The organism is Pseudoalteromonas sp. J2K-J599, assembly GCF_059295115.2.
The window spans coordinates 2,320,469-2,333,033 of sequence record NZ_CM200271.1; the positions used below are offsets into that span (position 1 = coordinate 2,320,469).

Below are 12,565 nucleotides of genomic sequence, written 5' to 3' on the forward strand. Positions count from 1 at the left end.
TTACCGCTTTAAAGTATTCTTTAATACTATTTTAACGTTAAGGTTAATTCAGTAATTAAGTTAATCATGAAGAGTTACCCTACTTTATTAGTAATACACTATAAATGAAGCTTTACGTTCACATAATAAAGTAATAGAAGCACCTAGAAGCCCTTATCAATGAGTAGCCTTCGTCACACAGAGTAAGCTTGAAACAGAATTTGCATGGATTGATATTGAGCATCAATTTTATTTAAGCTGGTATCAGGCCTATTGAATAAATTCTCATGAATGGTTTTTAAAAGTATTAGAGGATTGTTTTGTCCGTTAGATTATTAGTTGTTTAGCTTTGCAAAGATAGAATGTTTGAGTAGTTTTTTAAGTTTAAAAAAAGGAGAATTTGAGGTATGAAATAAATAGATTTAAGTAAGGGGAATTATGGTGAAACAGAAATCTGCTTCACCAAGATGAACTAGAGTTCACATAATAAATTATGCTGCTTCTACGTTCTCAGCTTCAGGGCCTTTTTGACCTTGTTTGATGCTGAATGTCACTGCTTGACCTTCGCTAAGAGTGCGAAAACCAGAACCAGTGATTGCGCTGAAATGTACAAACACGTCAGGACCATTTTCTTGTTCAATGAAACCAAAGCCTTTAGCTTCGTTGAAAAACTTTACTTTACCAGTAACCGACATACTAAATTTTCCTGTAAGTCAATAATTAAAATTCAGCCATATTATTATGGCAATATCCTCCCTGAGTCAATGCTCAAAAATATGGAGGTACAGTACAGGAACAAGTAATAACCTAACCGGTAACCTTAAACGCAGCACAATATCCGTAAATTCAATACATAAAAACTCAAAGCAAGGTAAGATTAACACATTATATTTTTTTTCGCTCTATTAATTAGGAATTATTTCTTAAAAATATAAATTTGTTTTAAATCGCCTTTAACTGACTAATTTACAAGCAAAAAACTATAAGTATTATTGTAATATTTATTGCTGTAAGCGAGATCAAAAGCCACCTACAACCACCCTGTCGTCGAATTACGCTTCAATAATATCAAAAGCACAAACAAAAAAGCCGCATTAAAAATTAAGCGGCTTTAGATTTAAATATATTATTAGTTATTCGACAGACCAATCCATTGTATTTTCAGCCTTTATAGGCACAACTTCAGAGTTGCCCAATGTATAACTTGCAGGTACTTTCCACGGCTTTCTTTGTAATGTAATTGTATCTGTATTACGCGGCAATTCGTAAAAATCAGGGCCAAAGTGGCTTGCAAACCCTTCAAGCATGTCCAAAGCTCCTGCATCCTCAAATGCTTCAGCATATAATTCAATAGCGGCATGAGCCGTGTATGCACCAGCACACCCACAAGCTGCTTCTTTTTTATCTTTATAATGTGGTGCAGAGTCAGTTCCTAAGAAGAATTTTTTATTTCCACTTATTGCTGCAGCCATTAATGCTTGCTGGTGAATGTTACGCTTGAGAATTGGCAAACAGTAATAATGTGGGCGAATTCCACCCGCTAACATATGATTGCGGTTATAAAGCAAGTGATGCGCTGTAATTGTTGCCGCTACATTGCTAGGTGCATTAACTACAAACTCTACTGCATCTTTAGTCGTAATATGCTCGAGTACAATTTTAAGCTCAGGAAAGTCATTTACTACATCTCCTAAAATTGTATCCAGAAATACTTTTTCACGGTCAAAAATATCAATCGACGAATCTGTCACTTCCCCATGCACTAACAGCAACATGCCTACTTCTTGCATTGCTTTTAAAACTGGATAAATATTTTTTACTGATGTAACACCCGAGTCAGAATTAGTGGTAGCGCCAGCAGGGTAAAGCTTAGCTGCTACTATTTTACCTGTCGCTTTAGCTTTTATTATTTCATCTGGTGTAGTTTTATCCGTGAGATACAAAACCATTAATGGCTCAAAGTTGCCTTGTGGATTTGCAGACATAATGCGTTCTCTGTACGACAATGCCGTATCTGTGCACGTTGCTGGCGGAACAAGGTTTGGCATAACAATAGCGCGGCCCATATATCTGCTAATATCGCGTACAGTGTCTTTTAACTGGTCACCATCACGTAAATGTACATGCCAGTCATCAGGGCGAGTGATAGTAAGGGTTGTTACAGAGTTTGTATTATTACTTGTCATTACTTTGTTCCACGGCTGAATTTATCCGATCATAGGCATATGATGTTTTCGAGTAAAGATTTTATTAAAAATAAAGTTTTTATATGGATAAAATTACTGAGGTACTATTTAAAGCACAATGAGCAAATTCAATGTTATTAGCTTATTGTAATGATTTATGATTAATTAAAACTCGCTATATTAAAACTTTACAGTCTATGAAACCACTCATCGCTTTAATTTGTACAAAAACCCAAGATTAGGTTAACTTAACTGCGAATTTAAAAATAAAAAGAACAATATAAATTGCCTATGTCTTATAAAACCGATGCTACTAGAGCGCTTGAGATAAAAACTGATCAACTAAGTATCATTAATCAATTTTCATCTAGCCTATTGCAACTAGACACACTAGACGAGCTATTTGAGTATGTTACAACGCACGTTGTAAATCGCTTAGGGTTTGTTGATTGTGTCATATATCTAGCTGACAATAATGCAAATACATTAAACCAAGTTGCATCAATGGGTATTGCACACGCGCGGGACAAATATCAAGCGGAACGTAAAATAATACGTTTTAGTGAAGGTATAACGGGCGCAGTTGCAACGACCGGAAAAGCGGTAATTATTAACGATGTAACGAAAGACAGCCGTTATATCGCTGATGAACGCCCTGCCCAATCAGAACTATGCGTCCCTCTTATATATAAAGAACAAGTTTTAGGTGTTATTGATTGTGAGCACCCTATTAAAGGCTACTTTACAAACGCACACCTTGAAATTCTTACAACAGTTGCCCACTTACTCAGTGCCAAGATTAACCAGGTTAATACAGTAAACAACTTACAAAAAACAGTTGAGCAACTCAACAATGCACAAAAATTAGAAAACAGCTTATTACAAATAGCTAACCTAACTTACAAAGCGAATGACCTAGATACATTTTTTAAAGCCTTGCATTCAATCATAAATAACTTACTTCGAGCCGATAACTTTTTTATCGCTCTATACGACAAAAAAGTAGATATACTTGACCTCGTTTACATAGTCGAAGAAGGCATAAACACTAAAACTCATCAAAAAATATCTAAAGAACAACTTAAAGATACCGCTTCATATTACCTTCTAAAAACAGAGCAAACCCTATTACTTAACAAAGATGCCTTTCAAAGTCATATAGATAACGGTGATTTTAAAATGGTAGGCAGACAATCAGAGTCTTGGTTGGGTGTTCCATTTAAAACAAGTGATCGTATAAGCGGGGTTATCGTTGTACAAAGCTACGATAAAACACTGCATTACAACGAACACGATAGTGCTCTTCTAACGTATGTAAGTCGTCAAATAAGTATGGCAATTGATAGGCAATTAGCCCGCCAAGAACTTGAGCACAAAGCATTACATGACGAGCTTACAGGCCTTGCTAACCGCTCACTACTTATTGAACGTATAAAACATGCTATTTTACGTTTAACGCGTGCTAAAAAGAGTACTAGCCATGCCCTGTTGTATCTAGACTTTGACCGTTTTAAAAGTATTAATGATTCGCTCGGGCATGAAGTTGGGGACCACTTCCTTATAAAAATATGCGACTTGATTAAAGGTACAGTACGAAGCACGGATACATTTGCACGTTTAGGTGGCGATGAATTTGCAATTTTTATGGAAAACATCACGCATAAAAACCAAGTTAATGAAGCTTTGAACCGCATTAAAAACGCATTATCAAAACCTTTAAATATAGATAACCACTTACTCCAAGCATCAACGAGTATTGGGGTTGCCTATACAGATAACGTAAACGACAAAGCTTATATATTACTGCAACAAGCCGATGCCGCTATGTATGAAGCTAAGTCAACCGGACGTGGTCAGGTAAAGTTTTTTAATAACACGATGCGTAAAAAACTTAAAACCCATGCCGATATAGAAAACGACTTACAACACGGTATAGAACACAACGAGTTTGAACTCTATTTTCAGCCAATTTTCACAATTAATACCAGTGAAGTTATCGGCTTTGAAGCACTTGTTCGTTGGCACCACCCTACAAAAGGGTTTGTACCCCCTAATGACTTTATACCGATAGCTGAAACTACAGGGCAAATTATAAATCTTGATTTACATTTACTTGATTTGGCGGCCCAGCATATTTCAAATTGGCACCAACAAGGCCATCGCTTTTTAAAAGTCACCGTTAACGTATCGTCACGACACTTTGCAAGCCTCGATTTTGTAGCGCAAATACATTCCATTTATAATAAGTACCAATTACCTCTAGGTTCTTTATGCTTAGAAATTACCGAATCTGGCTTAATAGAAAATCTAGAACTCGCCACTCAAATAATTGAAGGTCTCTCACCTTTAAAAGTAAAATTATGTCTTGATGATTTTGGAACAGGTTATTCAGCACTAGGCTACTTGCACCAACTGCCTATTCATATTTTAAAAATAGATAAAAGCTTTATTGACCATCTACAGGATTCTACTAACCCACTTGTTGAAGCCATTTTATCACTTGCGCAATCATTAAAACTTGAAGTTGTAGCTGAAGGAATAGAAACAGTTGAGCAATTAACTATTTTGCAATCCACTGCGTGCGACTATGGCCAAGGCTTTTTAAAATCAAAACCTGTTACTGCCAAAGAAGCCATATTACTAATTAATAAACCCTTATAAAAAGAGCCAGCGAGTAGGTCGCTGGCTTAGGTATTACGCATATACTCTCCCATTGAGCTAAACTTAAGCTATAAGGCAAAACGACTCTATTTTTTAAAGCACAATCTAAAGTAAGCATTCAACAAACCTCACCTCATACCGTTATCAGCATGGTTAAAACTCACGCTGAGCTAAAATACACAGCAATCGTTATATTTAAAATACAACATGAAGCAAACTCATCTAAAACTCATCAAACCAGTTTTCAAATGACTTTTATCATTACTAACTCTAATATTTTCACGATTCATAGCGATAAATTGCAATAAAACGCATGACTTTAGCCATCTAGACGTTGAAACGTTTTTTATATAGGCGTAGTATGTAATTAATCTGAGCTGAACTCACTTTTTTCATGAGAATTTTTAAAGATGATTGGTATTAAACATTTAAAAACCATAGCAACCCTAAAAGAAACAGGATCTTTGGTTAATACAGCACGAGAGTTATTTTTGACACAGTCTGCTTTATCTCATCAAATCAAAGATTTAGAGAATAAATTGGATTGCCAATTATTTGAGCGTAAAACTCAACCAGTCCGCTTTACCCCTCAAGGAATGCTATTACTTGAATTAGCTCACGAAATATTGCCAAAAATGGAAGCGACTAAATGTCGTTTAAAAGAAAGCTTAAACCAGCCTATTTCTCAACTACGTTTGAGCGTGGAATGCCATGCATGTTTTCATTGGTTATTACCTACTATTAAAGAATTTAATAACTTTTGGCCTGATATAAAAATTGATTATGAACGTGGCTTTAGTTACGACGCTATTCCTGACTTACTAAGCGATGAGCTCGATTTAGTTTTAACGTCTGACATACGCGAACCCGACACATTAGAATACGCGCACTTATTTGATTTTAAATTGAAGCTTATTGTGGCGCCGGATCATGAACTTGCTAAAAAAGCGTATGTAACAGCGCTTGATTTAAAAAACGAAACTATTATTTCATACCCTATTCCGCGTGAACGCCAAGATATATTTAAGCATTTCATTCAGAATGCTCGTTTTGACGGTACATTAAAAACGGTTGACCAAGGACTACTTATTTTTCAACTAGTAAGTGCTGGAATGGGCGTTGCCGCTTTACCTGATTGGCTAGTTACACCTTATGAAAGCCAAGGCTTAATTAAATCAATTCCTTTGGGCGCTCTTGGTCTTACTCGCCCTATGTATTTAGCGATGAAAAAAGACATGAAAGATAACCCTGTTTATCGTCACTTTTTAAATACCTGTAAGCTAAATAACGGTCGATAATCATCAATATAATAAGTAATATCGCTGTAATTAACTCTACAGCGTTTAACTCTTATGTTTGTTATTAAAAAAATGATTGGTGGTTTACTTATGCCACTGCCTCTATTGGGTTTATTTGCGTGTCTGATGCTCCTACTGGCATTTAAAGGCCGCAAATCAGCTCTCTTTTTGTCTACTTTAAGTTTAATTGTATTACTTGCATTGAGCACACCCTTTATCGCCAATTTAATTATCCAAAATAATGAACCTGCGTCGCTTGCATTTAATACTCTAAAGCATCCAAAAATAGACAAAATAGTTGTACTAGGTTGCGATATAAACCCAAATCCTGCACTCAGTGCTAATAATCAATTAGGTAATTGTGCGCTAACGCGCTTGGTAGAAGGTGTAAAACTGGCAAAGCACTACCCTAATGCAGAGCTTATAGTTTCAGGCGGGGGTTATAAAAATACCACTAATAGCGGGCTTATGTATCAAACGGCAATTAGTTTAGGCGTTAATAAGAGCCGTATTTTCCAAAATCCAAAAGCAATGGACACAGGTGAAGAAGCTAAATTACTGGCATCAAAATTAGTCGACTTTAAAGTTGCACTAGTAACATCTGTACTGCACATGCCCCGTGCCAAAGACTTATTTAATGCTCAAGGTATTGAAGTCATAACCGCAGCCACTGATTATCATAATTTTGCTGCACTTCCATGGAGCAAGCAGTTTATTCCCAATGCTCATGCCTTACTTGTGGTTACGCAATACAGTCACGAAGTAGTAGGAAATATATGGATAAGTTTGCGCCGCTGGATAGATCCAGAGGCGCTGTAACTTATATAGCCTAATTAAACTGGGTTATCTATGTCTATAAATGTCACATCAAAACCATGCTCTTGAGCAAGTAACTCACCTAGTGCTTTTACACCATAGCGTTCTGTTGCATGATGCCCGGCTGCAAAAAAATCAATGTTTTGCTCACGAGAACTATGAATTGTCTGCTCCGATGCTTCACCCGTTAAATAAGCATCAATGCCTTGCTCTGCTGCTAAGTCAATATATCCTTGCCCACCACCAGTACACAGTGCAATGGTTTCTATTTTAGCTGAGCGTACTAAGCTTGTGAGCGGGGTTCGATTAAGCACTTTTGCAATTTTATCTGCAAAATCTTCACCACTTAATGGTGTTTTTAAACGCCCTTTCATTGCTACGCTATTTGAAGTTGGCTCTAGCCCTGTTTCAATTTCAATATCTAATAACTTTGCAAGTTGTGCGTTATTGCCAACTGCTGGATGAATATCGAGTGGTAAGTGATAGCCGAATAAATTAATATCGTTTGCTAGTAGTGCGCCTATGCGACGCTTTTTCATACCCGTTATTGGTTGAGATTCCCCTTTCCAAAAAAAACCATGATGAACCAAAATAGCATCTGCTTGTTGCTCAATGGCAGCTTCTATTAAAGCTTGACTTGCGGTTACACCCGTCACAATTTTTTTAATTTCGTTTTTACCTTCGACCTGTAAGCCATTTGGGCAAAAATCTTTTATTAAATGAGGTTTCAAAATGTCATTTAGGAGTTGGTTAAATTCTCTACGTTGCATACAACTTACCTTACTTAGCACTGAATTTTGTGCAAATTTTGGCGTTTATAGGCCTAAAATGGAAGGAAAATCGCAAAAAATTGAAAAACTGTTTTAAAATAGGTATAAATACCTCTTCTTTATCTGTGTTCACAACGTATAGGGTCTCTGATGAGCAAACTAGACAAAACAGAAGTGTTATCTGCCTTTGAAGCAGCGTACGCAACTGCCAATGGTAAAAAACCTGAAATCACAACCAAACCTGGTTGGTACAGCATTGATGGCGGTAAAAATTTACGCCTAGCTGACGTAGCAGAGCTTACTAAAAAATTAAACTCTGGTAAAACAACTAAAACGAAAAAACCAAAAGCAGCTGCTCCTGTTAAAGCACAGAAAAAAGCGCCATTCACTGTTGTTACCGAAAATGAAGAAGGTTACACAGCGGAAGAACTTTGGATTGTAATTTTAGCTCGTAAAGATCATGACTGTCGCTTACCGCGCGGTGTTGTTTAATCAACATTTATGATTTTTAAAAGAAACCGCGTTAAGCGGTTTTTTTATATCCGTTATTTGCCAAAAACATAAAGCTTTATAAGTTGTGTAAGGCTAAAAAAAGCGGCTATGTAGCCGCTTTAAAAAGTTTAAAATAAATTACAGTTCTTCAAAATAAAGTGGTTCGCGTTCTTTTTTACCCACTTCATTCATTGTCTCTGCATTGAATAGTCGACCATTGATCATGGTGTAATCTACTTTATCCGAATCTCGAATATTTTTAAGCGGATCGCCATCTATAACCATTAAATCAGCCAGTTTGCCCACTTCAAGCGAGCCTACGTTTTTATCAAGTCCTAAATACTTAGCTGGATCGAGTGTTGATGCACGTATTGCCTCAAGCGGTGTCATTCCGCCTTGTGCGAACATCCACATCTCCCAGTGTGCACCTAAGCCTTCACGCTGACCGTGCGCACCTAAGTTAACTAATACACCTAGGTCTTGTAGCTCAGCAGCAACGCGTGCGTTATTAAAGTGATTATAGTGATGATCGGGCGCTTTAATGCGGCGCATAGAGCGCGGTAATAATTGATTTTTTGGCACAAATTTACTTAAACGCGGATGATTCCACACATCAGTTTTATCGTACCAGTAATTTTCACCCCAAATGCCTCCATAAGCCACTACAAGTGTTGGTGTATAACCAACATCACTTTGCGACCATAACTGCTTTATATCGTCATATATGTGCTCTACAGGGATTGAATGCTCAATACCTGTGTGTCCATCTACAATCATACTTAAGTTATGTTGTAATAATGAGCCGCCTTCAGGGACAACCATCATTTCAAGTTCACGGCCTGCTTCAATAACTTGTTGGCGCTGCTCGCGGCGTGGCTGGTTATAAGACTTAACACTAAATGCACCTACTTTTTTAAGGCGCTCTAAATGAAATTTAGCATCGTCTAACGAGTCAATATGCGACGTATAACCTGGCATATTTGCGCCATATAAAATAGTACCCGTTGAGAAAATACGCGGGCCAACAATCATGCCTGCCTTTTGCATTTCGCTTGCGGTAAATATTTCAGAGGTATCGTTTGATGGATCGTGAATTGTAGTTACACCCAGCGCTAAACCTGCGAAGTTTTTCCAATTTTGCTCCGGTATAATTTCACCGCTTGCTTGCGAGCCATGTGCATGAGCATCAACAATACCAGGCATAATTGTTTTGCCTGTTACATCAATAACCTCAGCATCTTTAGGGATGCTTATCTCGCTGGCTGTACCAATTGCTTTAATATGCTTGCCATCAGTGATAATTACACCATTTTCAATAACCTTTTCGCCATCCATAGTTATAATTTTTGCACCAGCGAGCGCAATCATGCCTTTAGGCTCAGCCATTTTTTTACTGAAACCGATATTATCGCCACTTTTCACTTTAAAGTCGGCATCTTCGGCTTTGTTAATGGCAAACATCCCTTCAAGGCTTGCATGATAAAGCTCAGGCCCTAATGTCCAATAAAGTTTGTTGCTCTTAGCACTCCAGCTAATGTTTTCACCAGCACGTACCGATAACTGCTCTATTGGGAATTGACTGTCTTTAGGCCCAATATTAATTGTTTTACCACTTTGAACAAACGGCGTTACAAATACTTTAAATCGCTCAGCAAAAGCGAGGTATTGCCCATCTGGTGATACTCTAAATTCAGTAGCATGCTCTGATTCGTACAGTTTGCGAACTTTTTTACTTTCAAGCTCAACTACGCTAAGCGTTGGCTTTGGCCAAGGACTCATTATAAAAACGCGATCGTTTGCATCTCCAAATTGTGGTTGATAACCACTTTTTGAAATAAGCTCACTTTTACCGCCTTTTGCGCTTACGCTATATATACCAGGGTTAAGTGACCATTTAGGGTTTAAAATACTGCCACCAGTAGCTTTTCGATAAACAACCGTTTTACCATCTGGGCTAAACGTTGGCTCTACATATTTCCCGGGCTCTTTAGTAATTGTATCGCCACGACCACTGCGCGCAGAAACCACTCTTACAGACCCTTGTTCGTTATCATCCCATGTGGTGTAAACTATTTTTTTACCATCGCGAGAGTACTGTGGAAATAATTCGTAATGATCAGTTTGCTTTGTTAAACGCTTAATTTTACCCGACTCTAAATCACGTTTATAAATATGTCCAAGCGCTTCAAAAATTGCCGTTTCGCCATCTGGGCTTACTTGCACATTACGCAGCATTTTTACATCAAACTCATCAGTATCTAAGTTTTGTGTAAAGCGCACCGCTTTTTGAATTTTTTTACTTGTTTGCACTTTAAAAGGAATGGTTTTTACAGATTTGTCTGCAACATCTAGCTTGTGAATTGTGCCACCAGCCCAAAATACCAGTTCTTCATTATCGGGTGTCCATGCAATAGTTGGGTATACACCATGAATAGCCCATGTTTCTTGCATATCTCGCTCAAGCTTATCGTAAAGCTTAGTGTGCTCACCGCTGGTTAAATCATATAAATAAAGACTAGTTTGAAAATCATCACGCTTTACATACGCCAGTTTTTTTCCATCAGGTGACGGTGTAGGCCTAATAGCACCGCCCATCGTATCGATTATGGTTTCAATTTCACCCGTTTCACGGTCGTAGCGCTTAATTTTATAAATACCCGCTACAGAATCTTTTGAATAATGAAAGGTTTTACCGGGTGTTGCATCATGCGAAAAGTATACATAACGACCATCCGGTGAAAACATTGGCTCACCTAAATCTTTTTGATCGTTCTCGCGTTTTGTAAGCTGTACGCCCTTGCCACCCGCTTTATGATACAACCACACTTCACCTGCTCCCAATGAGCGGCTAGCTGTAAAGTGTTTACGCGCAACTAAGTAGTCGCCATCAGGACTCCATGCAGGACTATTTAATAACCTAAAGGTTTCATCGGTAACAGCGTGTTGATTTTCGCCATTTAAGTCCATTATCCAAATGTTATCGCCGCCACCTTGGTCGGAGGTAAACGCAATACTTTTGCCGTTAGGACTAAAGCGTGGTTGCATTTGCCATGCAATATCAGAGGTGAGCTTTGTAGCTGTACCACCACTCATTGACATAGTGTAAATATCGCCAAGTAAGTCAAACACCACAGTTTTACCATCAGGGCTAATATCAATATTCATCCATGTGCCTTGCTCAACGCTAATTGCAGCGTCAACAAATTGCCCTTTTGGTGAATCTACTTGCCATTTTTGTTCGTCTTTTTCAGCGGCATTTACCTGCCCTATCGCTAATGACACCGACAATGCTAATACTGTATGAAGCATTTTTTTCATGCGTTTCTCGCTTGTTATTGTTTCAGTAAAAACTATTTCACATGATTGCAACAAAAACAAACGCAACTTGCCAGCGTTATATGATAAAGCGCGGTTTATGTAGGTTTAATGCCAAACAATAGGGTCAAATTGATAGTAATTAACTAGCATACTATAAATTTCAGGATCGTATCGGCGAAGCTCTGCGGGTTTTTCGAGGAAGGTTTCGGTGATAACTGCAAAAAACTCAGCTTCGTTAGTCGCACCATAGCTGTGAATAACATGTGGCATGCTATAAGCAACATGACTTTTCAACTGGGTGAAAGCACGGCTAAATACTCGGCCCCACTCTTTGTAATCTGCTGAGCTTTTTAAAATGGGTGTGCCCGTTGTTTTACCTGTTTCTTGATCGAGTTGATGCGCAAACTCATGAAAAACTAAATTATGTCCATCACTTGGCAAGCGGTTACCTTCAAGCACGTCATGCCAACTGAGTACTAGTGTGCCGCCAGGCCATGACTCGCCTAGTCTTACCGTATTATGGTAACTCACAAGTCCTGCACTATCGCGAGTTGATTGCGGAGCATAATAAGCACTTGGGTATAATAAAATTTCTTTTACATTTCTATATAACGGCCACGGTTTATTAAGCACTAATACACACGCATCGGCGGCTACAATTAACTTCATTGCAGACGTTAGCCTTAAGCCATCACAACCGACAAAGCGTTTTTCGTTTAAAAACCACGTAATATGTCGCTCTAACTTTTCTCTGTCAGCGTCGGTCATTTTTTTATAGATGGGCATGCAACGCAGTAAAATATCTTTTTGCTGTGAATTTAAAGCAAAGTCTTTATATTTACTGCGCCATAATCGGTTTTGAATTGATGGCCAACGCCAGAAAATCACCACAAAAAGAATTAAAACAACAATTAACAGTCCATTTATCATGGGGATTTCCTGAGCTAAGGTATGGTATATAAATATGTCCAGCACACGTGCTTTTCAAGCATATAAGGTTATGTATTTGAATATAAAGTAATTCACATCGCATTGCTTATAGATT

9 protein-coding genes are annotated in these 12,565 nt (G+C 37.9%); 4 read left to right on the plus strand and 5 right to left on the minus strand.

Annotated features, from left to right (window positions below):
* Nucleotides 1-470: 470 nt before the first annotated feature.
* Together AC5NT5_RS10465 and pyrC are read right to left on the minus strand one after the other, a co-directional pair.
* Nucleotides 471-674: a cold-shock protein gene (locus AC5NT5_RS10465; protein ID WP_002961702.1), complete on the minus strand. Its 204-nt coding sequence runs from the start codon at nt 672-674 to the stop codon at nt 471-473.
* Nucleotides 675-1,112: 438 nt separating this feature from the next.
* Nucleotides 1,113-2,165, minus strand: a complete 1,053-nt coding sequence (gene pyrC, locus AC5NT5_RS10470) for a dihydroorotase (RefSeq protein ID WP_494512845.1) — start codon at nt 2,163-2,165, stop codon at nt 1,113-1,115.
* Nucleotides 2,166-2,456: 291 nt separating this feature from the next.
* Between pyrC and AC5NT5_RS10475 the strand changes: the two genes are divergently transcribed.
* The 3 genes from AC5NT5_RS10475 (at nt 2,457) to AC5NT5_RS10485 (ending at nt 6,943) form a co-directional block, all read left to right on the plus strand.
* Nucleotides 2,457-4,826: a bifunctional diguanylate cyclase/phosphodiesterase gene (locus AC5NT5_RS10475; protein ID WP_494512844.1), complete on the plus strand. Its 2,370-nt coding sequence runs from the start codon at nt 2,457-2,459 to the stop codon at nt 4,824-4,826.
* A gap of 410 nt (nt 4,827-5,236) precedes the next feature.
* Complete coding sequence (locus tag AC5NT5_RS10480; RefSeq protein WP_002961689.1) at nt 5,237-6,124, plus strand: LysR family transcriptional regulator; 888 nt, start codon at nt 5,237-5,239, stop codon at nt 6,122-6,124.
* Between the two features lie 54 nt (nt 6,125-6,178).
* The gene (locus AC5NT5_RS10485; protein WP_182682136.1) at nt 6,179-6,943 is read left to right on the plus strand and encodes a YdcF family protein; all 765 of its coding nucleotides are present in this window, start codon (nt 6,179-6,181) and stop codon (nt 6,941-6,943) included.
* A 14-nt stretch (nt 6,944-6,957) separates the two neighbouring features.
* Here the strand turns inward: AC5NT5_RS10485 and AC5NT5_RS10490 are convergent, their stop codons facing one another.
* Nucleotides 6,958-7,710 (minus strand): Nif3-like dinuclear metal center hexameric protein, encoded by a 753-nt coding sequence (locus AC5NT5_RS10490; RefSeq protein WP_182198005.1) that lies wholly within the window; start codon nt 7,708-7,710, stop codon nt 6,958-6,960.
* 150 nt (nt 7,711-7,860) lie between these two features.
* Here AC5NT5_RS10490 and AC5NT5_RS10495 point away from each other — a divergent pair, with 150 nt between their 5' ends.
* Complete coding sequence (locus tag AC5NT5_RS10495) at nt 7,861-8,202, plus strand: hypothetical protein (protein ID WP_494512843.1); 342 nt, start codon at nt 7,861-7,863, stop codon at nt 8,200-8,202.
* Between the two features lie 138 nt (nt 8,203-8,340).
* Here AC5NT5_RS10495 and AC5NT5_RS10500 read toward each other — a convergent pair whose 3' ends face one another.
* Nucleotides 8,341-11,520, minus strand: a complete 3,180-nt coding sequence (locus tag AC5NT5_RS10500) for an amidohydrolase family protein (protein ID WP_494512842.1) — start codon at nt 11,518-11,520, stop codon at nt 8,341-8,343.
* A gap of 105 nt (nt 11,521-11,625) precedes the next feature.
* The gene (locus AC5NT5_RS10505; protein ID WP_182673534.1) at nt 11,626-12,450 is read right to left on the minus strand and encodes a M90 family metallopeptidase; all 825 of its coding nucleotides are present in this window, start codon (nt 12,448-12,450) and stop codon (nt 11,626-11,628) included.
* Nucleotides 12,451-12,565: the final 115 nt, after the last annotated feature.